A 23,699-nucleotide genomic window follows, 5' to 3' on the forward strand; every position below is an offset into this window, starting at 1 on the left:
CAGGCGTCGGCGGTTCATGCCGTCGGGGCGAGGACGATCAGCGGTGTACCCGCCTGCACCTGATCGCCCGGCTTCGCCAGCACGGAGACGACCACGCCGTCGCGCGGGGCGTGGACGGGCGACTCCATCTTCATCGCCTCCAGCGCGATCAGCTGTTGCCCGGCTCGCACCACGTCTCCTCGGCCGACGTTCACCTGCCATACACAGGCGGCGAGTTCGGCCTCGATCAGATGGCCCCCCGCAGGCACCTCGATGTCCTCGGCGATCGGCGCCGGCTCCGTGATCGCCTCGGCGCGGGCGAACTCGCCGGCCTCCTCCCACGCCTGACGCTCCGCCCCGAACGCCGCGGCCTGACGCTCCCGGAACGCCTCGATCGACTCCGCGTGCTCGTCAAGGAACCGCAAGTGGTCCGCAAGCGAGAACGTGCCCTCCTCCACCCGTGGCGCGAAGCGTCCGGCCGTCATGTCGGCGCGCAGCTCCAGGAGTTCGTCGGCCTCGACCGGATACCACTTGATGCGGTCGAAGAACCGCAGCAGCCACGGCTTGCCCGGCTCATAGCCGCCCCGCTGCTGCCACGGTGACCAGACCTGCGTCGTACGGCCCACGAACTGGTAGCCGCCGGGCCCCTCCATCCCGTAGATGCAGAGGTACGCGCCGCCGATGCCCACGGAGTTCTCCGCCGTCCAGGTGCGGGCGGGGTTGTACTTGGTGGTCACCAGGCGATGGCGCGGGTCGAGCGGTGTGGCGACGGGGGCGCCGAGGTAGACGTCGCCCAGGCCAAGGACCAGGTACTCGGCGTCGAAGACCGTGCGGTAGACGTCCTCCACCGAGTCGAGGCCGTTGACGCGGCGTATGAACTCGATGTTCCACGGACACCACGGCGCGTCGTCGCGCACCCCCGCCATGTAGCGGGCGATGGCCTCGCGGGTCGCCGGATCGTCCCAGGACAGCGGCAGATGCACGGTGCGGGAGGAGACGCGCAGATCGCCGGTGGCGGGCAGCGCGCGGGCGATCCGGCATACCACCGAGAGGAGAGCGGCCTGGGTGAGCCGCGCCGGATCGAATTTGATCTGCAGCGAGCGGATGCCGGGCGTGAGGTCGGTGACGGCGTCCAGTTCGGCCGAGGCGACCGCTTCCATGAGCGCGTGCACCCGCATCCGCAGCGCCAAGTCGAGCTGCATCGGACCGAATTCGACGAGCAGATTGTCGTCACCACTGCGCCGGTACGTCACATCGTCGTCCTGCGCGAGGATCCCCCCGTCCACGAACTCCGGGCGTCCGGCGTTCTCGACGGTCACCGGGAGGAAGCGCACAGTGTCGCCCGGCCGCAGCTGGCCGAGCTTCCAGCGCTCGGAGCTCAGTACGGTCGCCGGGCAGACGAACCCGCCGAGGGAGGGTCCGTCCGGTCCGAGGAGGACCGGCATGTCTCCGGTGTAGTCGACGGCGCCCACCGAGTACGGCGTGTCGTGGATGTTGGACGGATGCAGCCCTGCCTCGCCCCCGTCGGTACGGGCCCAGCGCGGCTTGGGGCCGACGAGCCGTACACCGGTACGGGCCGAGTTGAAGTGGACCTTCCAGTCGGCGGCGTAGAAGTCGCGGATGTCGTCACCGGTGAAGAACTCCGGGCCGGCGTGCGGGCCTTCAACTGCCGCAATGTGCCACGTGGTCGCGAAGGCCGGACGTTCCTCGTACGGGACCGGCGTGCCGGTCGCGACACCCGAGCCGTGCAGCACATCGCCGGTACGCAACGCCCGCCCGCCGTGCCCTCCGAACCCGCCCAGCGTGAACGTCGCCGCGCTGCCGAGGAACGCCGGCACATCGAGGCCACCGCCCGCGAACAGCACGTACGTGCGCAGGCCTGCCCCGTCCGGCGCCCCCACATCCAGCGTCGACCCGCCCGGCACCGTCACCGGCGCCCACTGCGGCACCGGCTCACCGTCCACGGTGACCGGGGTCGGCGCCCCCGTCACACACACCGTCGCCGGATGCGAGAACCTCAGAGACGGACCTTGCAGCGTGCACTCGAGACCCGGCGCGCCCTCGGCATTGCCCAGCGCCCGGTTGCCGAGGCGGAAGGACAGGTCGTCCATCGGTCCGGACGGTGGCACACCGACCTGCCAGTGACCGGTGCGACCCGGCCAGTCCTGGACGGTGGTGAGCGTGCCGCCCGCGCTCACCTCGATGCGCGGCGTCGTATCGGTGATCTGCGCGAGGGTGGCCGTCGAGTGGGTGGCCGCCTGTACGGACGGCTCGGCGAGTGCGGCCCGTACGAGCCCCAGGTTCGTCTCGATGCCGTCGATCCGCGTCAGCGCGAGCGCCGCGTCCAGCTTGGCCAGCGCCTCGGCCCGATCGACCCCGTACGCGATCACCTTGGCCAGCATGGGGTCGTACGCCGTCGTCACCTCCGTCCCCGTCTCCACCCAGCCGTCCACCCGCACCCCGCCGGGGTACGCGACCCGCGTCAGCCGCCCGGCGCTCGGCCGGTGGTCGCGTGAGGGGTCCTCGGCGTACACCCGCGCCTCGACCGCGTGGCCGCGCGGCGCACCGGGATCGCGTACCACCGTCGTGTCGCCCTGGGCCAGGCGCAGCATCCACTCGACGAGGTCGACGCCGTAGATCTCCTCGGTGACCGGATGCTCCACCTGGAGCCGGGTGTTGACCTCCAGGAAGTACGCCTCCTCGCGCGCCGCGTCGTAGACGAACTCGACCGTGCCCGCCGAGCGGTAGCCGACCTGCGCGCACAACTTCTGGGCGGCCGAGGCGAGATGGGCGCGGACGCCAGGCGGCAGTCCGGGCGCCGGCGCCTCCTCAAGGACCTTCTGGTTGCGGCGCTGCAGCGAGCAGTCGCGGTCTCCGAAGGTGACGATCTTGCCCTGCCCGTCACCGAAGACCTGCACCTCCACGTGCCGGGCACGCTCCACCAGCCGCTCCAGGAACACCCCGGCGGAGGAGAACGAGGCCGCCGCCACGCGCTGCACCCGTTCCCAGGCATCGGAGAGCTCCTCGGGCGTGCGGCAGGCGCTCATGCCGATGCCGCCGCCACCGCCCGTCGCCTTCAGCATCACCGGGTAGCCGATCCGCCCGGCCGCCGTCAGCGCTTCGGCCAGGTCGGGCAGCAGTCCGGTGCCGGGTGCGAGGGGCACACCGGCGGCTTCGGCGGCGGCCCGTGCCGTGTGCTTGGCGCCGAACAGCTCCAGCTGCTCGGCGGTCGGCCCGACGAAGACGATGCCCGCGTCGGCGCATCGCCGTGCGAAGTCCGCGTCCTCGGACAGGAATCCGTAGCCGGGATGGATCGCGCCCGCGCCGGTGTCCTTGGCGGCCGCGAGCACCAGATCGGCATCGAGGTAGGACTCCTTGGCGGCCGCGGGCCCGAGCCGTACCGCCTCGTCGGCCAGGCGCACGTGCCGGGCCGAGCGGTCCGGGTCGGAGAAGACGGCCACCGTGCGCAGGCCGAGTTGCCGGGCGGTGCGGATGATGCGGGCGGCGATCTCGCCCCGGTTGGCGACAAGGAGGGTGTCGAAGGCAGGGGGTGTGGTGCTGTTCATCGGGCGGCCTCGGTGATCGTCGTGCGTACGGCGGTCGGCTCGAAGCCGTTGCAGGGGTTGTTGATCTGCGGGCAGTTGGAGATCAGGACGAGGACGTCACGCTCCGCGCGCAGGGTGACGCGCAGGCCGGGGGCGGAGATGCCGTCGACGATGCCGAGGGTGCCGTCCTTCTCCACGGGGACGTTCATGTACCAGTTGATGTTGGACACCAGATCGCGTTTGCCGAGTCCGTGACGGGCGCCCTCGGCGAGGAAGTTGTCGACGCAGGCGTGCTGCCCGTAGGTGTGGTGCCCGTAGCGCAGGGTGTTGGACTCCTTGGAGCAGGCGCCGCCGACGGTGTCGTGGCGCCCGCAGGTGTCCTCGGTGACGGTCATCAGCGGGGTGTGCTCGTTGGAGAGCAGCACGCTGCCGGTTGTGAGGAAGATGCCGCCCTGGGCGTGGATCGTGTCCGGGGCGCTGTAGCGGACGGCGGTGTCGTGGGCGTCGTAGACGAGGAAGTCCACGGCCTGGTTGCCGTGCAGGTCGGTGAGGGTGAGCTGCTCGCCCTCGCGGACGACGGCGGACCAGGCGGCACGGGCGGGTATGTCGAAGCTGGTCATGCGAGCCCCCTGGCGGCGAGGTGTTCGGCGGTGTTGAGGAAGGCGCGCCGGCCTTCGGGGGTGGCGTCCCACAGCGGGTCGCCCCGGCGGGTGGGCGCGGCCCGCCAGGCGAGGACCTCCAGCGGGCTGCTGGTGTAGTCGGTCCGCGGGTCGAGCGGGTGCGGCACGTTGGCGATCAGTACGGTCAGGTCCTGCTCGGCGCGCAGGGTGACGCTGGTGCCGGGGCCCGCGGAGCCGGTGAAGTCCAGGGCGCCGTCCTCGTCGACGGACACGCCCTGGAAGAAGGAGAGCGAGGGCGGCAGATCGCGCGGTTCGAGGCCGTTCTTGAGGGCCGCCAGCTTCAGCAGCTCGCGCCCGGCGGGCGAAGCGGACTGCGGGCTTCCGTCGCCGTACCGCTCGGTGTTGCGTACGAGGGTGGAGGTGCCGCACAGCGCGTCGTGCCGCCCGGAGGTGTCCGTGACGACGGACGCCAGGACGCGCCCCTGGTCGGAGAGGAGCAACCGGCCCTCCCCCAGGTAGGCGTTCCACTGCACCTTCACCGTGTCGGCGGTGTTCAGGCGCTCCCACGGCCGGTCGGCGACGTGCAGCAGCAGATGGGCGCAGGCGTCGCCCCGCAGGTCCGTCAGGCGCAGTTCGGTGCCCCGGGCGAGGACCTTGTGCGTGTAGTTGCCGCCCGCCACGGTCTCCGCCCACACCAGATGGCCTGCTTCACAGGGCGGGGCGGGCCAGTCGGCGGCGGGGACGACGGGCATGGCCTCGGCCCGGGTGCCCTCCTGTGCGCGGGCGTGGGCGCGGGCACCGTGGGTGGTTGCTGTCGCCATGGCGATTCGGCCTCCGGGGTGAGGACTTGACGGCTCGGACATGATTTCTGTCGTCCGACAGAAATTAGGTCCCGACCAGGTCGGCCGGATTGCCCCCGCGTTGCCACCGCGTTACCGCATGCTCACCGCGCACGAGGCCCGGATCGGGCCCGCCGCCCCGCCGGACGGATGTGCGACGATCAGCGACATGAGCACCGCTGCGAGACGAGTCGGCCGGCCGCGCGCCACAACGCGACCGGCCAGCGGCCTGCCGGCGCGCGAGGAACTGCTCGCCGCCGCGGCCGAGTTGTTCACCGAGCACGGCTACGCCGCCACGACCACCCGCGCCGTCGCCGAACGCGCCGGCATGCGACAGGCGACGATGTACCACTACTTCGCGGGCAAGGAAGACCTGCTCGTCGAGCTCCTCGAGGGAACGGTCACCCCGTCGCTCGTCCTGGCCCGCACCCTCCTCGCCGACGACAACTCACCCGCCGAGGAACGCCTTTGGCTACTGTGCCGCGCAGACGTAGAACTCCTCTGCTCCGGCCCGCACAACCTCGGCGCGCTGTATCTCCTGCCGGAGGTCCGCGGCGACCGCTTCGCCGGCTTCCACGCCACCCGCGACGAACTCAAGCAGTTGTACGGCCGGTTGCTCGCCGCCACCGACGCCTGCGCCGCACTCGACGAGAGCGAGCTGGCCCTCCGTACCGACCTGGTCTTCGGCCTGGTCGAGAGCGTGCTGCTGATCCGCCGCTCCGATCCCGCCCGCCCCGCGGCGTCCTTCGCGACGGCGACCGCCGACGCGGCACTCAGGGTCGCGGGTACGGTCGGGCGCGGCTGAAACGCCGAGGCCCGCCCCAGCCGTGGAGAGACGACAGCTGAAGCGGGCCGGGGCTGAACAGATCAAGCGGTTGCCACGGGCGCCGCGGCCCACCGCCGCGCCCGCCACAACCGGTACACAACCCCGACCAGGACCGTGGCCAGCAGGAAGAGCGCGGTGAACCACTGGAAGTACCAGTGCCCGCCCGCCGGGTCATACACCGCCGCACGCGGCCACGCCAGGTTGACGGTCATCGCGAGCCCGTACACCAGCGCCACCACGTTGACGGGCAGCCCCCAACGGCCCAGCGAGAACAGCGGCTTGCCCAGCTCGTCCACGTCCTGACTGCCGCCGATCCCGCCGCGCAGCCGACGTACGAGCATGGGCCCGGTGACCATGGCGTACGCGAGATAGAGCATCGCGATGCACGTCGTACCGATCGCCAGGAAGGCCTCCGGGGAGGCGAGGTTGAGCAGGCCGAGCAGCGCGGCGGCCACCCCGACGACGATCGCGGTGAGGCCCGGCATCCCAGTGCGCGGGGAGACCTTCGCCAGCGCGCGGGAGAACGGCAGCACCCCGTCGCGCGCCATGGAGAACAGCATGCGCGAGCCGGCCGTCTGGATGGCGAGCGTCGCCACCGCGATCGCGATCACCACGACAGCGAGCAGTGCCTTGCCGATTCCGTCGCCGAGGCTGCTGGTCAGCACGTACGAGAGGCCCTCCGTAGCGAGCCGGCCGTCGGTCAGGCTCGGGGCGGCAAGCAGCCCGCCGAGTACGAGCAGTCCGCCGATGACGCCGGCGGAGGCCAGGGCGAGGAGGATCGTGCGGGGCGCCGTACGGCGCGGGGAACGCGTTTCCTCGCTCAACTCCCCCGCGCTGTCGAAGCCGATGAGGACGTAGGCGGCCGTGAACGAGCCGACGAGCAGCGCCCCGATCGCGCCGCCCTGGCCGCCGGTGTGCAGGGTAACGCCCGTGCCGCGCTCGGAGTGCGTGAAGAGGAGCACCACGATCAGTACGGCGCCGATGATCTCGGCGGTGACGCCGACCCGGTTGATCGCCGACATGACCCGGTTGTCCAGGAGGTTCACCGCTGTGGTGAAGGCCAGCAGCACGACGGCCAGGAGCGCCGCATTGGCGGCGCCGGTCGGCGTCGTGGGTGCCGGGTCGCCGCCGAAGAGCTGGAAGCCGGACCAGATGGCGGGCAGAACGACCTGCAGGGCGAGCGCGGCGGCAGCGACCACCACCACTTGGCCGATCACCATGATCCAGCCGGCGAACCACCCGAAGGCCGGGGTGCTCAGCCGCGTCGACCACTGGTAGATGGCGCCCGACAGCGGGTAGCGGGCGGCGAGTTCGGCGAAGCAGCACGCCACGAGCAGCTGGCCGATGAGCACGGCGGGCCAGGTCCAGAAGAACGCGGCGCCACCGAAGGAGTAGCCGAAGGCGAAGAACTGGAAGACCGTCGTGAGGACCGAGATGAACGAGAACCCGGCAGCGAACGACGCGTACCGCCCCATGCTGCGATGCAGCTCCTGCCGGTATCCGAACCGGGTCAGCGAGGCATCGTCGGCCCCCGGGGACTCCGGCGGGTCGGGACGTACATCCGTGGGTGCGGTGGCAGTCATGGCGGGCCCCTGTCATGAATTCCTGTCGGATGACAGAAAGTAGGGACCGGCTGTTTCGGTGCCGTGTCGCGGTGATGTCCACATCGCGCCTAACCCCTCACCTCGACGGCGAGCGAGGCGGGTGACCAACTCGGCGCCAGGACCCGCGTGTTGTGGGTCCCGGCGCCGGGCTGGAAGCCTGCGGCTACGGCAGGACGATCGGGAAGTTGCGCGCGGGCTTCTCCAGCAGGCCGTAGAAGGTCGACAGGACGGTGACGTCGCCCGCCACGGTGACTTCACTCGAACCGATCGCATCGGGGAAGGAGGTGTGCTGCGCCAGGATCCGGTCGAGCGTGGCGCGCCGCAGGCCGAGGGTCAGGTGCGGAGCCTCCCCGCCGGGTGCGTCGCCACGCATCGGGGTGAGGACGCCGTTGCCGACCAGGAGCGTCCACACCTCGTCGGTGTCGGTGAACTCCCAGCGCAGCAGCAGCCGGTGGGCCGCCGCCCGCGGGCCGTCCAGCCGTACGGCCATCGACTCGAAGATCTGCCCGGTGCCCAGCGCCGCCAGCATGTCGACGCTCTCCTTGCCGGGGGCGCCGCTCCGCCGGACCTCCTGACCGGCCTCGCGCAGCTCCTTGGCGCCGGTGAGGTAGATGTTGCGCCAAGTGCCGTTCTCCTGGGCGAAGCCCAGCGTCTCGTATGTCTGCGCCTGCAGTTCCCTGGCCTCGGCGTGCTCGGGCTCGGCGAACAGGACGTGGTTGAGCAGCTCCGCGGCCCAGCGCAGATCGCCGGACGCGAACGCCTCGCGGGCCGAGGTGACGGTGGCGTCCGCGCCGCCGATCGCAGCCACATAGCGCTTGGCCTGCTCGACGGGCGGGTGCTGCCACAGATGCGCCGGGTTGCCGTCGTACCAGCCCATGTAACGCTGGTACACCGCCTTGACGTTGTGGCTGATCGAGCCGTAGTAGCCGCGTGCGTTCCAGGCCGCGCCGAGCTCGCCGGGGAAGGCCTGGATCTCCTCGGCGATCTCGGGGCCGGTCAGGCCCTGGTTCATCAGACGTACGGTCTGGTCGTGCAGGTACGCGTACGCGTCGCGCTGCTGGGTGAGGATGCGCTGTACCGCGTCGCGACCCCACGTCGGCCAGTTGTGGGAGCCGATGAGGATGTCGGTCTCGTCGAAGAGCTGGATCGACTCGGTGATGTACGAGGCCCAGGCGTGGGCGTCGCGGACCTGGGCGCCGCGCAGCGTGAGGACGTTGTGCAGCGAGTGGTTGACGTTCTCGGCGATGAGCAGGACACGGTGGTCCGGCAGGTAGAAGTTCATCTCCGCGGGGGCCTCGGTGTCCGGGGTCAGCTGGAAGACCAGCCGTACTCCGTCCAGGACCAGCTCCTGCCCCGTGGCAGTGATGCTCCGTGTCGGTGCAATCAGGCCGACGGTTCCGGTGGACAGGGCCTGACCGAGGCCGAAGCCGACGGATGCCTCGGGGCCGACGGGCAGCGAGCGGCCGTACATGTAGACGGCGCGGCGCAGCATCGCCGGTCCCGCGAAGACGTTCTCGCTGACGGCGTGGTCCATGAACGCGTCGGGCGCGATGACCGCGCACTCTCCGGCCCCGACCGCCTCGTTGGTGGTGACCCCGAGGACGCCGCCGAAGTGGTCACCGTGGCTGTGCGTGTAGATCACGGCCTTGACCGGGCGCTCACCGCGGTTGCGGGCGTACAGCCCGAGGCCCGCTGCGGCGACCTCCTTGGACGTCAGGGGGTCGACGACGACCACGCCGGTGTCGCCCTCGATGATCGTCATGTTGGATACGTCGAGGCCGCGGACCTGGTAGATGCCGGGCGCGACCTCGAACAGGCCCTGTGCGGTGTTGAGCCGGCTCTGGCGCCACAGGCTCGGGTGCACGGTGTCGGGGCAGTCGTCCTTGGTCAGGAAGTCCCAGCGGTCGTTGTCCCAGACGACCCGGCCCGCCTCATTGCGTACGACGCAGGGCTCCAGCTTGTCGATCAGGCCGCGGGTGGCGTTGGCCTGGTCTGTGGTGTCGTTCCAGTCGAGCGCGTCCGTGGTGGCAGCCATGGAAGGTCATCCCTCTGTGTGGGTGGCGGTTATCCGGGTCCAGACGCCGCTCTCGCCCGCGTCGGCGGCGCGGCGGCCGAGGCTTTCGGCCCAGCGGCGCTCGGAGGCGACGGCGTCGCGCCAGGACCACAGGCGGCGGGTGAGGCGGTGCAGCGGGTACTCCTCGGTGATGCCCATGGCGCCGTGCAACTGGTGGGCGATCTGGGCGATTTCGGTGGCCGCGGCGGCTGTGGTGATACGGGCGATGTCGACCGCGCCGCCCTCGCGGGCCAGCGCCAGCGCGGCGTCGGCCTGGACGAGCTGGACGCGCATGCGGGCGAGGTTCCCGGCGACGGCCGGGATCTTCAGGAGCGGGGCGCCGAACTGCTCGCGCTCGGAGACGTAGGTGCGGGTCAGCCGGTAGGCGCCGTGCGCGGCGCCAAGGACGGCCGCCGACCACAGGAGCGCGAGCCGCTCCCGAACCTCGGCGTATGCGGGCGCGCCCTCGACGGAGGTGACCGGGGTGGCGGTCAGGACCACGGTGTCGCGGGGCTCCCCAGCGATGTTGTCGACGTTCCGTACGGTCACCGAGACATCGCCCAAGTCGACCTGCAGCGGCGCCACTCCGGGCGCGCACAGCACGAGGCGGGCGGCGTCGCGGGCCCACGGCACCGAGGTCAGCTCGGCGGTGAGAGTGCCGGACGCGACGTCGGGCGCCTCGTCGAGCAGCACGACCGTGGCGAGGCCGTCGGCAAGGTCCCCGGCGCGGCTGACGACCCAGTCCGCGGTGGACGCCTCGACGATCGGTACGCCGATGCCGTGACCGGCAAGTGACTCCACGACCACGAGCAGGTCGTACAGGGACCCGCCGGGGCCACCCCGTTCCTCGTCGATGCCGATACGGGGCAGGTCGAGGTCGACCAGGCTGTCCCACAGGTCGGGGCTGCCGGCCGCGGCGAGGCCGTCGACCAGGCTCCGCAGTTCCTCTGCGAACTGGCTGCGGCTCATGAACGGGCCTCCTGACGGGCGATGAGGGAGAGCAGGACCTCGGCCGCGCCGCCGCGCAGGCTGAACGCGGGCGAGGCGAGCAGCGCCTGGCCGAATGCGCCGTCGAAGGACGGCTCCTGGCACAGGTCGGTGCGGCGCAGCGCTTCGATGACGTCGTGCTCGAAGGCGTTGCCGAGGTACTTGAGCGCCGCGGCCTGCTGAACGGGGGCCTCGCCCGCGTCCATGGCCCGGGCGACCTCGAAGCACAGCCGGCGCAGGACGGCCAGGCGGGCCACCAACGAACCGAGCAGCGCGTGCAGTTCGCGGTCGTCGCCCTGCCGGGCGGTCTCGGTGATCAGCTCGATGAGGACGGGATAGCTGGACAGCGACCGCTCGGCGCCACCGCGCTCGAAGGACAGCTGCTCGACGACCTGTTTCCAGCCCTTGCCGACCTCGCCGATGACGCGATGCGCGGGAACGAAGACGTTCTCGAAACGGACCTCGTTGAAGTGGTGTTCACCGGCCAGGTCCACGATCGGCGTGACGGAGACACCCTCGGCGTCCATGTCGACGACGAACTCGGTCAGCCCTTCGTGCTTGCGCTCACCGCGCAAGGTGCGGGCAAGCAGATAGGCGTGGGTGGCGTGGTGAGCCTGAGTGGTCCAGATCTTGTGGCCGTTGACCAGCCATCCGCCGTCCACGGGCTCCGCCGACGTGCGCACGGACGCCAGGTCCGAGCCCGCCTCGGGCTCGCTCATCCCGAGGCAGAAGACCGCCTCGCCGGAGGCGATCCGCGGCACGATCTCCTCCTGTAGTTGACGCGTACCGTGTCGCAGGATCGCCGGTCCGATCTGCCGGTCGCCGATCCAGTGAGCGGCCACCGGGGCGCCGGCGCGCAGCAACTCCTCGGTCACAGCGAGCCGTTCGACGTTGGTGCGCCCGGCGCCGCCGAACTCCTTCGGGTACGTCATCGCGATCAGCCCGCGCGCGGCGAGCTCCTTGCTGAACTCGAGGTCGAAGGAGCGCAGCCAGGAGTCGCTGCGCGGCGTGTAGCGTCCGGCGTCGCGCCATTCGGCGGTCAACTCGCGGACTTGTGCGCGCAGTTCGGCGCAGGAGTCCGGTCCTGGTGTGTGGTCCATGGTGGCCTTTCGGGCGGTACGAGGCGGGTCGGCGGCCGACTGTCGGCGTCCAGTTCGTCAGCGGCCGGTGAAGACGCCGGGGCGCTTCTCCTGGAAGGCCGCGAACGCCTCCTGCGAGTCCTGCGTGGAGGTGATGACCGCCATGTGCGAGGAGATGAGGTCCAGCGCGGTCCGCAGATCGTGGCGGGCGCCCTGGCGGACGGCGCGCTTGATGGTGCGGATGGCGACCGGCGGCCGCTCGGCGAGCCGGGCGGCGTACGCGTACACCGCGTCCATCAGGTCCTCGTCCTCGTGCACTTCGTCCGCCAGGCCGATGCGCAGGGCCTCGTCGGCGCCGACGAAGTCACCGGTCCACAGCATCCGCAGCGCGGTGGAGGTGCCGACGGCGCGGGGCAGCAGCCAGCAGCCGCCGTCGCCGGGGACCAGGCCGACCTTGATGTAGCCCTCGGAGAAGCGCGCGCTGCGGCCGACGAAGCGCAGGTCGCACAGGAGCGCCATGTCCATTCCGGCCCCCACGGCGGGACCGGCGACGGCGGCGATCACAGGCTTGTCCACGTCCTCGAGGGCGAGCGCCACGCGGTGCACGTTCTTCGTGAGAAGTTCCTTCTCCCCCAGTGGCGGCCGGTGTTCGCCCTTGAAGGCGGAGAGGTCGACACCGGAGCAGAACGAGCCGCCGGCACCAGTCACGACGATCACCCGCACCTCAGGATCGCTCTGGGCCTCGATCAGCTTGTCGGCCCAGTCGTTCACCATGTCGATGGTGAAGGCGTTCTTACGCTCGGGGCGGTTGAGCAGGATGGTCGCGATCCCGTCGCGGACCGAGTATTCGAGATCGGCCATCGCCGTCCCTTTCTGTGGTGGATCTAATGGATGCCGGCCCGAAGCTCGCGCTTGAGGACCTTGCCGTTGGGGTTGCGAGGCAATGCGTCGACGAAGTGCACGCGGCGGGGCTTCTTGTACGAGGCGATCCTGTCCCGGGTGAAGTCGATGAGCTCCTGCCCGGTCGGAGCCTCGGCACCCTGGCGCAGGACGACGACGGCTGTGACGGCCTCGCCCCACACCTCGTCGGGAAGGCCGACGACCGCGACCTCGGACACCGCCGGGTGCTCCGCGAGCGCGGACTCGACTTCGGTGGGGTACACGTTCTCGCCACCGCTCACGATCATGTCCTTGATGCGGTCGGTGAGGAACAGATATCCGTCCGGGTCGAGATAGCCGCCGTCCCCCGTACACAGCAGACCCTCGGCGTCGTACAACGCGGCAGTCTCATCAGGCCTGTTCCAGTAGCCCGGCGTGTTGTGGCGGGAGCGGATCCGGATCTCGCCGGGCGTCCCGGCCGCGACCGGCTTGCCCGTGTCGGGGTCGGCGATCACCACGTCCACCCCGCGCCGCGGCCTGCCGACCGACCGCAGCAGGTACTGCCCGGGCCCGTCGGCATCGTGGTCCTCGGGCGGCAGTTGAGTGACCGTGCCACCGCCCTCGGTCAGCCCGTACTTGCCCATGAAGTGGCAGCCGAACAGCGCCATCGAGCGACGCAGCAGTACGGGCGTGATGGGCGCGGAGCCGTACGTGATGAGCGTCAGGCGGGAGAAGTCGCGCTGCTCGATGCCTGGCAGCTCGGTGAGCATGTGCAGCACCGAGGGGACGAGGAACGCGTGGGTGACGCCCTCGCGTTCGATCGTCTCGGCCGCCGCCTCGGGCGTGAAGGCCGGGAACATCAGGCTGTTGGCGCCCGCCGTGAGCGCCACGCGCAGCCAGCCGAGCCCGCCGATGTGGAACATCGGCAGCGCGTTGAGCGCGACCGACTCCGGCTCCCACAGGTACTCCGCCAACTCCGTACTGTCGGCGTAGAAGTTGCCGTGGGTGAGGAGCACGCCCTTGGGGACGCCCGTGGTACCGGAGGTGTAGATCTGCAGGAACACCTCGTCGGCGTCCGAGCCGGTGCCCCGGCCGGGGTCGTCGTCGGGGTGTGCGGCGAGCCACTGCTCGTATGCGGGTACGTCCGCTTCGGCGGAGGGGCCGATGACGATCAGCCGCAGTCCGGGTATCGCCGCGCACACGGCGTCGGCGGCGGCCCGGAACTCGGGTTCGGTCAGCAGGACCGTCAGGCCGGCGTCCTGGGCCACGGCCGTCAACTCGGCCACGGCCAAGCGCCAGTTGAGCGGCACGGTGACCAGTCCGGCTTTGGCCGCGCCGACCAGGATCTCGCCTGCTTCATTACGGGTGCGGGCGAGGAACCCGATCCGCGACCCGGCGGGCGTGTCGGCGAGCAGCGCGCGGGCGATCCGGTTGCTGCGGGAGTCCAGGTCTGCGTAGCTGACGGTGGCGCCCGCGCAGCTGAGCGCGGTGGAGGTGCCGCGCTCGGCGGCGTGCAGGCGGATGGCGTCGGGCAGATGCAGGCCCATGAGGGTGTCCCTCCATCGTCGTTGGCAGAGGATGCGGCGGTACGGGGTGTGACCGGCCCGGCCGGCGCGGCAGAACCGTCAGCCCTTGGGGCCGCCCGCGACGTACAGGATCTGGCCGTTGACGAACCCGGCCTCCTCGCGGACGAAGAAGGAGACCGCCTGGGCGATGTCCTCGGGCCGTCCACCCCGGCGGACCGGGATGGCCTTGGCGTAGCGCTCGGTGAACTCCTCGAAGGAGATGCCCATGCGCTCGGCCGTGGCCTCGGTCATCTCGGTGGCGATGAAGCCCGGGGCGACGCAGTTGACGGTCACTCCGAACGGCCCGAGCTCGATCGCCAGAGTCTTGGTCAGACCCATCAGGCCGGCCTTCGCGGACGAGTAGTTCGACTGGCCCCGGTTGCCGAGAGCGGCGGACGAGGACAGGTTGACGATGCGGCCCCAGCCGGCGGCGGTCTGATGGCGCTGCACGGCGCGCGCCATCAGGAAGGCGCCGCGCAGATGGACGCCGATGACCGAGTCGAAGTCCTGGTCGGTCATCTTGAAGACGAGGTTGTCGCGGATGATGCCGGCGTTGTTCACCAGCACGGTGGGGGCGCCGAGTTCGGTCGCGACGCGGGCGACGCCCGCGTCGACCTGCGCGGAGTCCGAGACGTCGCAGCCGACGGCGAGGGCGCGGCCGCCCTCCTTCTCGACAGCCTCGACGGTCTTGGCACAGGCGGCCTCGTCGAGGTCGAGGACCGCGACGGCGAAGCCGTCACGGGCGAGGCGGGCGGATATCGCCGCGCCGATGCCCCGGGCGGCGCCCGTGACGATGGCGACCTTCGAGACGGGGTGGGTGGTGGACACCATTGCTCCCTGTGGCACGTGGTGGGGACGGTCTACTTCGGGGCCATGCGGATCGCGCCGTCGAGGCGGATCGTCTCGCCGTTGAGCATGGGGTTCTCGATGATCGAGGTCGCCAGGTGGGCGTACTCGGACGGATCCCCGAGGCGGGAAGGGTGCGGGACCTGGGCGCCGAGCGCGTCGAGGAAACTCTGCGGCTTCCTGTTCAGCAGCGGGGTGGAGAAGAGGCCGGGGGCGATGGTGACCACGCGGATCTTCGCCGCGGCGAGGTCTCGGGCGATCGGCAGGGTCATACCGACGATGCCGCCCTTGGAAGCGGAGTAGGCGCACTGGCCGATCTGGCCCTCGAACGCGGCGGCGGAGGCGGTGTTGATGATGACGCCGCGCTCGCCGTCGACCTCGTCGGTCTTCGCCATCTCGGCGGCCGCGAGGCGCAGCACGTTGAAGGTTCCGATCAGGTTGACGCCGACGACGAACTCGAAGTCCTCCAGGGCGTACGCCGTGCCGTCGCGGCCGACGGTACGGCCGCCCTTCCCGAGGCCTGCGCAGTTGACCGTGATACGCAGCGGCGCCTGGGCTGCCGCGGTGGCGACGGCGCGGGCGGCGTCATCGGCGCTGCGGACGTCACCGGCAACGAAGTGGGCGCGCTCGCCGAGCTCCTTGGCGATCTGTTCGCCCTGGGAGGTGGGCAGGTCGAGCAGGACGACGTGCGCGCCCTGGTCGAGCAGGCGCATGGCGGTGGCGAGGCCGAGGCCCGATGCGCCGCCGGTGATGACGGCCGAGACTCCGTTGATCTGCATGCTGAGGTTCCGTTCTTGGACAGGCTGAAAGGGTCGGCTCAGAGGCCGATGGACTTGGCGATGATGGTCTTCATGACCTCGCTGGTGCCGCCGTAGATCCGCATGACGCGGGTGTCGGCGTACAGACGGGCGATCGGGTACTCGAGCATGTAGCCGTAACCGCCGTGCAGTTGCAGGCACTTGTCGATGACGCGGCTCGCGGTCTCGGTGCACAGCAGCTTCGCCATGGCCGCGTAGTCGGCGGACAGCTCGCCCCGCGCGTCGCGCTCCAGGGCCTCGTACGCCATGAGTCTGGCGGCCTCGACCTCGGTGGCGCACTCGGCGAGCGCGAACTTGGTGTTCTGGAAGGAGGCCACGGGCTTGCCGAAGACCTCACGGTCCTGGGTGTACTCCTTGGCGAAGGCCACCGCGGCGTCGGCGGCGGCGGCCGCCTGGACGGCGATGACGAGGCGCTCGCGGGCGAGGTTGCGGCCGAGGTAGAAGAAGCCCTCGTCCTGCTCGCCGAGCAGGTTCTCCACCGGCACCTGCACGTCGGTGAAGGAGAGTTCGGCGGTGTCGGAGGCGTGCAGGCCGATCTTGTCCAGGCTGCGGCCGACGGCGAACCCTTCGCTCCGGGCGTCGACGACGAGGATCGACAGGCCCTTGCGGCGGTTGTCCGCCGGCGCGGGCGACGTACGGCACACCACCAGGACCAGGTCGCACTGGGTGCCGCCGGTGATGAAGGTCTTGGCGCCGTTGAGGACGTAGTGGGTGCCGTCCTCGGAGAGGACGGCCTTCGTCTGGATGCCGGCGAGGTCGGAGCCGGTACCGGGCTCGGTCATCGCGATGGAGAGCATGAGGTCGCCGGAGACGCAGCCGGGCACCCACCGCCGCTTCTGCTCCTCGGTCCCGAAGTGCAGCAGGTACGGCAGGATGATGTTGGAGTGCGTCATCGCGGTGCCGATGGTGGCTCCGGCCCGGGCGACTTCCTCGGCGAGGACGGCACCGAAGTGGTGCCCCCTCTGGGCGCCGCCGCCGTACTCCTCGGGAACCTCCATGCCGAGCAGGCCCAGTTCGCCGAGCTTGCGGTAGAAGTCGCGGGAGACGGCCTTCGCCTCGACCCAGTCCTGCAGATGCGGAACCGCTTCCTTGGCGAGGAAGTCCCGGACCATCTGCCGGAACGCCTCGTGCTCCTCGTTGAATACCGTGCGCGGCATGGCTGCCTCTCTTTTGCTCTCGGGTTAGCCCGTTTTCACTTTTATGCCTCACGGAGCCCCTGTCAAGGCATTCTTTACGCGATCTCGACCCTGGACAGCATGGTTAGTCTCAAATAACTTAAGATGGCTCACGGCCGTACGTGAGCGCGTCTTCCACCCTCTTCCAGGAGCAGCCCATGCGTGACGCAGTGATCGTGGACGCCGTGCGAACCCCCGTGGGGAAGCGGGGAGGTTCCCTGTCCGGCATGCACGCCGTCGACCTCTCGGCCCATGCCCTGACCGCGCTTGCCGAGCGCACCGGTCTCGACCCGGCCGCCGTCGACGACGTCGTCTGGGGCACCGTCTCCCAGGTCGGCGAGCAGGCCGGCGTCGTCGGACGCTTCGCGGCCCTCGCGGCGGGCTGGCCCGAGTCCGTGCCCGGCGTCTCCGTCTCGCGCGCCTGCGGTTCCTCGCAGCAGTCCGTGCACTTCGCCGCGGGCCTGGTCATCGCCGGTCAGTACGACATCGCCGTGGCCGGCGGCGTGGAGTCGATGAGCCGCGTCCCGATGGGCTCGGCCCGCTCCGTCCCGGGCGCCGGCAGCGCGTACGGGCCGCTCGTGCTCGACCGCTACTTCCCGGACGGCAAGGGCGAGTTCGACCAGGGCGTCGGCGCCGAACTGATCGCCGAGCGCTACGGGTTCACCCGCACCCAGCTCGACCAGCACGCCCTGGACTCGCACGAGCGGGCCGCCCGCGCCGTCGACGAGGGCCGCTTCACCGCCCAGATCACCCCGGTCATCGTCACCGACGCGGACGGCTCCGCACGCGTCTTCGACACCGACGAAGGCATACGGCGCGGTTCGACCCTGGAGAAGCTCGGCGGTCTGAAGACCCCGTTCAAGGACGACGGTGTGGTGAGCGCCGCCAACTCCTCGCAGATCTCCGACGGCGCCGCCGCGCTGCTCATCACCACCAGCGAGATCGCCCGCCGCAACGGCTGGACCCCGCTCGCCCGCGTCCACACCGCGGTCCTCGCGGGCGCGGACCCGGTCACCATGGCACTCGGTCCGGCCCCCGCCACCGCCAAGGCGCTCAAGCGCTCCGGCCTTTCCATCGGTGACATCGGCGCGTTCGAGATCAACGAGGCGTTCGCCCCGGTCACGTTGGCCTGGCTGAAGGAGACCGGCGCGGACTACGAACTGATGAACCCGCTCGGTGGTGCGATGGCCATCGGCCACCCGCTCGGCGGCTCCGGCGCGCGCCTGATGACCACGCTGGTGCACCACATGCGCGACAACGGAATCCGTTACGGCCTGCAGGCGATGTGCGAGGCGGGCGGCATGGCCAACGCGACGATCCTCGAACTCCTCTGACGCATCGGACGATTCTGAAGAACCGGCTCATACGGAGAGGGGTGCTGCCGCCGGGCAGCACCCCCTCTCCGCACGCTGGTCACGTCACCGCACGACGCCGGCCTCCGCCAGGACCTCCCTGGTGTGCGCACCGACCACTGGAGCCGGCCGCGGGGTGCCCGCCGGTGTCCCCTGAAAGCGCGGGGCGGGGGCGGGCTGGAGCACGCCGCCCTCGGTGTAGTACGTGCCACGCGCCACGTTGTGCGGATGGGCGGCGGCCTCTGTAAGCCCGTACACCGGCGTGACGCAGGACTCTGTTCCTTCGAAGAGTGCGGTCCACTCCTCGCGGGTCCGACTGGCAAATACCTCCTCCAGGCGTACGCGCATGGCGGGCCAACTGCCGCGGTCGTGCTGCTTGGCGAACAGGGGATCGTCCGTCAGGCCGAGGACCCGCAGCAGGACGTCGTAGAACTGTGGCTCGACGCTGCCGACTGCCATGTGGCCGCCGTCGGCGGTGCGGTAGGTCCGGTAGAAGGGGGCGCCGCCGTCGAAGAGGTTGACGCCGCGCGCGTCATCCCAGCGGCCCACCGCAAGGAGGCCGTGGACAAGGGCGAGTTGGACCGCTGTGCCATCGGTCATGGCGGCGTCGACGACCTGGCCCTCGCCGGTGCGCTGCGCGCTGACCAGAGCCGTGGTGATGCCGAGGGCGAGCAGCATGCCGCCGCCGCCCATGTCGCCGACGAGGTTCAGCGGGACGGGCGGATTCTCGTCCGCGCCGCCCATCGCCCCGAGCGCGCCCGCGACGGCGATGTAGTTGATGTCGTGGCCGGGTGCCTGGGCGAGCGGGCCGTCCTGGCCCCAGCCGGTCATCCGGCCGTAGACGAGCCTCGGATTGCGGGCCAGGCAGACATCGGGACCGAGGCCCAGGCGCTCGGCGACGCCGGGCCGGAACCCTTCGATGAGCGCGTCGGCGGTGTCGACGAGCGCGAGGACAGCCTCGACGTCCGAGGCGTCCTTCAGGTCGACCGCTACGGAGCGGCGACCCCGGTGCAGGATCGGATGCTTCGAAGCGGTGCCTGCCTCGGCGGGCCGGTCGATGCGGATGACCTCGGCGCCCTGGTCGGCCAGGAGCATGCCGGCAAAGGGGGCGGGGCCGATGCCGCCGAGTTCGATGACGCGGATGCCGGCCAGCGGGCCGGCGGCAGTGGAGGGGCCGGTGGCAGTGGATGCGGTGCTCACGCGGAGGGTCGGCTCTTTCCGTGCGAAGGGAGATGTCACCGGCCGCCCCGCCCGGGGGAGGCGAGGCGGCCGGGGTGCCAGGGAGCAGCCCGCCAGGAGAGCGGGTGACCCTGACACGTACGGGCGGACCTACAGGCCCAGGTCCTTGGCGATGATCGTCTTCATGACCTCGCTGGTACCGCCGTAGATCCGCGAGACCCGGGTATCCGCGTAGAGGCGGGCGATCGGGTACTCCAGCATGTAGCCGTAACCACCGTGCAGCTGAAGGCACTTGTCGATGACACGCCCCGCGACCTCGGTGCCGAACAGCTTGATCTTCGCGGCATCGGCGCCGGTCAGCTCGCCGGCGTCGTCGAGTTCGATGCCCTTGTCGACGAGCGCCTGGAGTGCTTCGACCTCGGCGGCGCACTCAGCAAGGACGAACTTGGTGTTCTGGAAAGCGGCCACCGGCTTGCCGAAGACCTGGCGCTCCAGGACGTACTCCTTGGCGAACTCGATCGCTGCCGTGGCCGTGGCGACGGCGCCCACACCGATGGAGAGGCGCTCGCGGGGCAGGTTCCGGCCGAGATAGGAGAAGCCCTTGTCCTGCTCGCCGAGCAGGTTCCCGACCGGCACCTTCACGTCGGTGAAGGAGAGTTCGGAGGTGTCGGAGGAACGCAGCCCGATCTTGTCCAGCTTGCGGCCGTACTCGAAGCCCGCACTGTCGGTCGGGACGACCAGCAGGCTGAGCCCGTGGCGGCGGTCTTCGGGGGTGGCCGGGGCGGTCCGGGCCGCGACAACGCACAGTTCGGAGTTGCGGGCACCGGTGATGAAGGTCTTGGACCCGTTCAGGACGTAGTGCGTGCCGTCCTCGGACAGTTTGGCGCTCGTACGGATCCCCGCGAGGTCCGAGCCGGTACCCGGCTCAGTCATCGCGATACAGAGCATGATGTCGCCGGAGGCGACGCCCGGGAGCCAGCGCTTCTTCTGCTCCTCGTTCGCGAGGTCGAGCAGGTACGGCAGGACGATGCCGGTGGACACGCCGTAATGGCCGAAGGAGACGGCGGCGCGAGCGCACTCCTCGTTGATGACGACCTGGTACTTGTAGCTGGTCTCGCCGGCTCCGCCGAGCTCCTCGGGGATGTCGAAGCCCATCACACCGAGCGCGCCGAGCTTGCGGAAGATCTCGCGGTCGACGAGGTTGTCCCGCTCCCACTGCTCGAAGTGGGGCTTCACCTCCTTGGCGATGAACTCCCGGATCATCGCCCGGAAGTCCTCGTGCTCCTGCGTGTAGAGCGTGCGCTTCATGTGTCGGTCCTGTCCTTGCCTGCCGAAGCCGCCATCATCACCACAAGCTCAGTTATGGCAGATTCACTTTCTGCTGCATACTCCCTGGTGTCAATAGGCGCATGCAGAGGTAGGGGCGATTTCAAGGATTCACTCTGCAGCGAGCTTCGCGGCATCGCGCGCCGGGTTGACCAGGACCAGTGCGGCGATCGCCCCGGCGATCATCGTCACGCCGAGGACCATGAAGCCGTCCCCGTAGCCGAGCGCGACGGACTCCCCGCCGGCCACGAGCCGACCGACGACCAGCGGGGCCACGACGCCGCCGAGGCTGTAGATCCCGGTGACGATCCCGAAGACGGCGCCGCGCTGCTTTGCCGGCACCACGTCGGCGAGCCCGGCGAAGGCGACCCCGTAACCCGCGGAGTTCAGACAGGAAGCGAGCACGAGCAGCACCATCTGCAACGTGCCGCGGTCCAGCGAGGAGAACGCGATGGTGCACACACCGGAAGCCAGGACCATCGCCCCGGGCAGAACGCCCCGGGTCATGCGGCTCCCCACACCCCTGCGGGTCAGCACCGCGGAGAGCACGCCGACGGCGATCACCGCGATCGCCGAGCCGAGGTACGGGAGCGCGACCAGGTTTCCGGCCGTGGTGGCGTCGTAGCCGAGCCCTTCACGAAGGTAGAGCGGCAGCCAGCTGACCTTGACCGAGGTGTTGGCGTAGGCGACGAAGAACAGCAGGCACATTCCGATGAGCGTCCCGGTCGAGAAGAGCCGACGCAGCGGCACGCGCTCGGGAAGCGCCGGGCCGGTCGCCACTCCGCCATGGCCACCACCCGCACCCTCCGGACCCGAATCACCGCCGAGCAGCCAGAGCACGGTGATCACGGCGCCGAACACCGCAAGCACACCGAACGCCGCGTGCCAGGAGTACGTGACGATGACCCAGGTAAGAACGGGCGCGGCGATCAGCGGCCCGATGCCCGCACCGGCGACGACGATCGAGCTGGGGACCGCCCGCCGGTGCGCCGGGAACCACGAGTGCGCCACCTGCATTGCGAGCGCCGTGGTCGGCCCTTCGGCGAAGCCGAGCAGGACGCGGCACGCGACGATGGTGGTGAAGCCGACCTGGGCGGCCATCGGCGCGAGACTCAGCGCCCACAGGGCCGCAATTCCGGCGAGGAGCCAGCGGGCCCGTACCTTGCCGCCGAGCCAGCCGCCGAGGACGGAGCCCACGGCGAAGAGCCAGAAGAAACTGCTCTGGATGACACCGAACTCGGCGTCGTCGAGGCCGAGATCCTCCTTCATACCGACCCCGGCGAGACCGACGACGACCTTGTCGGCGTAGTTGACGAGCATCAGACAGACCAGCAGCGCGAGAACGATCCACGCCCTGCGTCGCACGGGGGTCATGCTGCGCGTGCTCCCGGAATCGGGGGCGGACACTTCCTGCTGTTCGACGGCCACGACGGCACTCCTTTGTCCAGCGGGGCGAATGTGGCCCGAAGTGAATCACCCCTAACCCATGTGGGCAAGGTCTCAAACTGAAATGTCCTGGCTCTGGACGCAAGAGTGATTTCTCTCTAACTTGATACGCCCTTGAGCGCCGCCGCGAGAATGTGGTGGCGCCGACGGAGACACCCCTCCCGCGCCCCACTCGTGGGCGGAATGGCCGAACCGGGCCGCACGCCCGAGTCCGGCGTGGCAGGGCACTCAACGAGTGAGCGGGCATTCACTTTTGTGCACACTTCCGCGCTCTCGCAAAGCCTCGGCGTGGGTCGGACAGGGTGAGTCAGCGATCACTGCTCCGCCCTGGTGTTGTACTTTGCCCAGATGACCGACAGTGAGGGACGAGCGGCAACGCAGACCGAGGGGACGCGTAGGAAGACCGCGCGCCGGCCCCCCGACCGCAAGGCCCGGATCGTCTCCGCCGCGGCCGAGCTGTTCCGTGACCGCGGCTACCACAACGTCTCGCTGGCCGATGTGGCGACCGCGGTCGGGATCACCGCCCCGGCCCTCTACCGGCACTTCCGCGGCAAGCCTGACCTGCTGCTCCACGTCGTGGACTCGACCGTCGCCGCGGTCGCCACGTCCGTCGCGGCCGCTCCCGACCTCGATGCCTATCTCCGGGCGTCGGCATCCGAGACTCAGGACCGCCGCGGGTCGGCGGTCCTGTGGCAGCGCGAAGCACGCCACCTGCCGGATGACCGCCGCAAGGAACAGCGTCATGCGCTGAACGGCGTCGCCGAGCGGATCGGCGGGCTGATCCACACCGCGCGCCCCGAACTGGACCACGCCGACCGGCAGTTGCTGGCCTGGGCCATCCTTGCCGTGTACGGCTCCGTCTCCTGGCACCGCGCCTCGCTCCCCCGCCGCCGCTTCGAGGATCTGCTGTACCGGCTCGCGTACGCCGCGGCGCACTGCCAGCTCGGAACCAGCACGGCCCCAGAGTCCGAGCCGCTCTCAGGCGGGTATGCCGGGCTCGCCGTGTCACGGCGCGAGGCGATCCTCGTCGAGGCGATCCGGCTCTTCGACGAGCGGGGCTTCCAGTCGGTGAGCACCGACGACATCGGGGAGGCCACCGGTACGACGGGGCCGAGCATCTACAAGCACTTCCCCACCAAGACCGACCTGCTGGTCGCCGCCGTGGTGCGGGGCGGCGAGCAGCGCAGGGCCGGCACGGCACAGGCACTGTCACGGCCCGGGACTCCGCGCGAGACGCTGCAGCGACTGCTGCGGTCGTACGTCGAATTCGCCGTGGACCAGAGCCATTTGATCGGCCTGCTGATCGGCGAGCTCGACCAGTTGCCGGACAAGGAGCGCAAGGCGGCACGCCAGACACAGCGCGAGTACCTCGGCCTGTGGGTGCAGCTCCTTGACGAGGTGCGCCCGGGACTCGATCCGGCCGAGGCCAGGATCACCGTCGGCGCGGTCCTCACCATCATCGACAACGCCGCCCGGACAGGCGCGGCCGGCGATCGCCCGGATCTGGCCGACCGGCTGACCGAGATCGGCGCCGCCGTGCTGCTCGCGGGAAGCCCGGGCGAGCCGGCGTAAGGTCCGCGG

18 protein-coding genes are annotated in these 23,699 nt (G+C 70.4%); 3 read left to right on the plus strand and 15 right to left on the minus strand.

Annotated elements, in window-relative coordinates:
- Positions 1–14 precede the first annotated feature (14 nt).
- Genes G6045_RS00570 through G6045_RS00580 form a run of 3 tightly spaced genes read right to left on the minus strand, consistent with a single transcriptional unit; the run spans position 15 to position 4,965 of the window.
- A complete protein-coding gene (locus tag G6045_RS00570; RefSeq protein ID WP_165329703.1) occupies positions 15–3,545 on the minus strand; it encodes a 5-oxoprolinase/urea amidolyase family protein in 3,531 nt (1,176 codons plus the stop codon).
- Positions 3,542–4,144 (minus strand): urea amidolyase associated protein UAAP2, encoded by a 603-nt coding sequence (locus tag G6045_RS00575; protein WP_165329704.1) that lies wholly within the window; start codon positions 4,142–4,144, stop codon positions 3,542–3,544. Before G6045_RS00575 ends, G6045_RS00570 begins: the two co-directional genes overlap by 4 nt.
- Positions 4,141–4,965 carry an urea amidolyase associated protein UAAP1 gene (locus tag G6045_RS00580; RefSeq protein ID WP_165329705.1) on the minus strand — a complete coding sequence of 275 codons (825 nt, stop codon included), beginning with the start codon at positions 4,963–4,965 and terminating at the stop codon, positions 4,141–4,143. The genes G6045_RS00575 and G6045_RS00580 overlap by 4 nt, the downstream gene beginning before the upstream one ends.
- Before the next feature lie 187 nt (positions 4,966–5,152).
- On the opposite strand from G6045_RS00580, the gene G6045_RS00585 reads away from it, so the two are divergent.
- Positions 5,153–5,788 carry a TetR/AcrR family transcriptional regulator gene (locus G6045_RS00585; RefSeq protein ID WP_165329706.1) on the plus strand — a complete coding sequence of 212 codons (636 nt, stop codon included), beginning with the start codon at positions 5,153–5,155 and terminating at the stop codon, positions 5,786–5,788.
- Positions 5,789–5,850: 62 nt separating this feature from the next.
- Here G6045_RS00585 and G6045_RS00590 read toward each other — a convergent pair whose 3' ends face one another.
- The 9 genes from G6045_RS00590 to G6045_RS00625 all read right to left on the minus strand — a co-directional run bounded on the left by G6045_RS00590 (position 5,851) and on the right by G6045_RS00625 (position 16,797).
- On the minus strand, positions 5,851–7,392 hold the full coding sequence (locus tag G6045_RS00590; protein WP_165329707.1) for an amino acid permease: 1,542 nt from the start codon (positions 7,390–7,392) through the stop codon (positions 5,851–5,853).
- A gap of 184 nt (positions 7,393–7,576) precedes the next feature.
- On the minus strand, positions 7,577–9,448 hold the full coding sequence (locus tag G6045_RS00595; protein ID WP_165329708.1) for an alkyl/aryl-sulfatase: 1,872 nt from the start codon (positions 9,446–9,448) through the stop codon (positions 7,577–7,579).
- A 6-nt stretch (positions 9,449–9,454) separates the two neighbouring features.
- Positions 9,455–10,435, minus strand: coding sequence for an acyl-CoA dehydrogenase family protein (locus G6045_RS40815; protein ID WP_206343111.1), 981 nt, complete (start codon positions 10,433–10,435; stop codon positions 9,455–9,457).
- Positions 10,432–11,553: an acyl-CoA dehydrogenase family protein gene (locus G6045_RS40820; RefSeq protein ID WP_206343112.1), complete on the minus strand. Its 1,122-nt coding sequence runs from the start codon at positions 11,551–11,553 to the stop codon at positions 10,432–10,434. The genes G6045_RS40815 and G6045_RS40820 overlap by 4 nt, the downstream gene beginning before the upstream one ends.
- A gap of 57 nt (positions 11,554–11,610) precedes the next feature.
- Positions 11,611–12,393: an enoyl-CoA hydratase/isomerase family protein gene (locus G6045_RS00605; protein WP_165329709.1), complete on the minus strand. Its 783-nt coding sequence runs from the start codon at positions 12,391–12,393 to the stop codon at positions 11,611–11,613.
- Positions 12,394–12,416: 23 nt separating this feature from the next.
- A complete protein-coding gene (locus tag G6045_RS00610; RefSeq protein ID WP_165329710.1) occupies positions 12,417–13,958 on the minus strand; it encodes an AMP-binding protein in 1,542 nt (513 codons plus the stop codon).
- Between the two features lie 78 nt (positions 13,959–14,036).
- The gene (gene fabG, locus G6045_RS00615; protein ID WP_328707610.1) at positions 14,037–14,804 is read right to left on the minus strand and encodes a 3-oxoacyl-ACP reductase FabG; all 768 of its coding nucleotides are present in this window, start codon (positions 14,802–14,804) and stop codon (positions 14,037–14,039) included.
- 32 nt (positions 14,805–14,836) lie between these two features.
- Positions 14,837–15,601 carry an SDR family NAD(P)-dependent oxidoreductase gene (locus G6045_RS00620; protein ID WP_165329712.1) on the minus strand — a complete coding sequence of 255 codons (765 nt, stop codon included), beginning with the start codon at positions 15,599–15,601 and terminating at the stop codon, positions 14,837–14,839.
- A gap of 38 nt (positions 15,602–15,639) precedes the next feature.
- Positions 15,640–16,797 (minus strand): acyl-CoA dehydrogenase family protein, encoded by a 1,158-nt coding sequence (locus G6045_RS00625; RefSeq protein ID WP_165329713.1) that lies wholly within the window; start codon positions 16,795–16,797, stop codon positions 15,640–15,642.
- Positions 16,798–16,973: 176 nt separating this feature from the next.
- Here G6045_RS00625 and G6045_RS00630 point away from each other — a divergent pair, with 176 nt between their 5' ends.
- The gene (locus G6045_RS00630) at positions 16,974–18,149 is read left to right on the plus strand and encodes a thiolase family protein (RefSeq protein WP_165329714.1); all 1,176 of its coding nucleotides are present in this window, start codon (positions 16,974–16,976) and stop codon (positions 18,147–18,149) included.
- 84 nt (positions 18,150–18,233) lie between these two features.
- Here G6045_RS00630 and G6045_RS00635 read toward each other — a convergent pair whose 3' ends face one another.
- The 3 genes from G6045_RS00635 to G6045_RS00645 form a co-directional block, all read right to left on the minus strand.
- Positions 18,234–19,367 (minus strand): CaiB/BaiF CoA transferase family protein, encoded by a 1,134-nt coding sequence (locus G6045_RS00635; protein WP_165329715.1) that lies wholly within the window; start codon positions 19,365–19,367, stop codon positions 18,234–18,236.
- Between the two features lie 129 nt (positions 19,368–19,496).
- The gene (locus tag G6045_RS00640) at positions 19,497–20,654 is read right to left on the minus strand and encodes an acyl-CoA dehydrogenase family protein (protein ID WP_165329716.1); all 1,158 of its coding nucleotides are present in this window, start codon (positions 20,652–20,654) and stop codon (positions 19,497–19,499) included.
- A 129-nt stretch (positions 20,655–20,783) separates the two neighbouring features.
- The gene (locus G6045_RS00645; protein ID WP_165329717.1) at positions 20,784–22,046 is read right to left on the minus strand and encodes an MFS transporter; all 1,263 of its coding nucleotides are present in this window, start codon (positions 22,044–22,046) and stop codon (positions 20,784–20,786) included.
- Between the two features lie 420 nt (positions 22,047–22,466).
- On the opposite strand from G6045_RS00645, the gene G6045_RS00650 reads away from it, so the two are divergent.
- On the plus strand, positions 22,467–23,690 hold the full coding sequence (locus tag G6045_RS00650) for a TetR/AcrR family transcriptional regulator (protein ID WP_165329718.1): 1,224 nt from the start codon (positions 22,467–22,469) through the stop codon (positions 23,688–23,690).
- The last annotated feature ends 9 nt before the right edge of the window (positions 23,691–23,699 follow it).

Source organism: Streptomyces mesophilus (assembly GCF_011044995.1).
GTDB classification, from domain to species: domain Bacteria; phylum Actinomycetota; class Actinomycetes; order Streptomycetales; family Streptomycetaceae; genus Streptomyces; species Streptomyces mesophilus.

Excerpts from the sequence above, each read along its gene's own strand:
- G6045_RS00610 (WP_165329710.1), bottom strand. The coding sequence starts at position 13,958 with ATGGGCCTGCATCTGCCCGACGCCATCCGCCTGCACGCCGCCGAGCGC.
- G6045_RS40815 (WP_206343111.1), bottom strand. The coding sequence starts at position 10,435 with ATGAGCCGCAGCCAGTTCGCAGAGGAACTGCGGAGCCTGGTCGACGGC.
- G6045_RS40820 (WP_206343112.1), bottom strand. The coding sequence starts at position 11,553 with ATGGACCACACACCAGGACCGGACTCCTGCGCCGAACTGCGCGCACAA.
- G6045_RS00605 (WP_165329709.1), bottom strand. The coding sequence starts at position 12,393 with ATGGCCGATCTCGAATACTCGGTCCGCGACGGGATCGCGACCATCCTG.
- G6045_RS00590 (WP_165329707.1), bottom strand. The coding sequence starts at position 7,392 with ATGACTGCCACCGCACCCACGGATGTACGTCCCGACCCGCCGGAGTCC.
- G6045_RS00620 (WP_165329712.1), bottom strand. The coding sequence starts at position 15,601 with ATGCAGATCAACGGAGTCTCGGCCGTCATCACCGGCGGCGCATCGGGC.
- G6045_RS00595 (WP_165329708.1), bottom strand. The coding sequence starts at position 9,448 with ATGGCTGCCACCACGGACGCGCTCGACTGGAACGACACCACAGACCAG.
- G6045_RS00630 (WP_165329714.1), top strand. The coding sequence starts at position 16,974 with ATGCGTGACGCAGTGATCGTGGACGCCGTGCGAACCCCCGTGGGGAAG.
- G6045_RS00585 (WP_165329706.1), top strand. The coding sequence starts at position 5,153 with ATGAGCACCGCTGCGAGACGAGTCGGCCGGCCGCGCGCCACAACGCGA.
- G6045_RS00650 (WP_165329718.1), top strand. The coding sequence starts at position 22,467 with ATGACCGACAGTGAGGGACGAGCGGCAACGCAGACCGAGGGGACGCGT.
- G6045_RS00625 (WP_165329713.1), bottom strand. The coding sequence starts at position 16,797 with ATGCCGCGCACGGTATTCAACGAGGAGCACGAGGCGTTCCGGCAGATG.
- G6045_RS00645 (WP_165329717.1), bottom strand. The coding sequence starts at position 22,046 with ATGACCCCCGTGCGACGCAGGGCGTGGATCGTTCTCGCGCTGCTGGTC.
- G6045_RS00640 (WP_165329716.1), bottom strand. The coding sequence starts at position 20,654 with ATGAAGCGCACGCTCTACACGCAGGAGCACGAGGACTTCCGGGCGATG.
- G6045_RS00575 (WP_165329704.1), bottom strand. The coding sequence starts at position 4,144 with ATGACCAGCTTCGACATACCCGCCCGTGCCGCCTGGTCCGCCGTCGTC.
- G6045_RS00580 (WP_165329705.1), bottom strand. The coding sequence starts at position 4,965 with ATGGCGACAGCAACCACCCACGGTGCCCGCGCCCACGCCCGCGCACAG.
- G6045_RS00570 (WP_165329703.1), bottom strand. The coding sequence starts at position 3,545 with ATGAACAGCACCACACCCCCTGCCTTCGACACCCTCCTTGTCGCCAAC.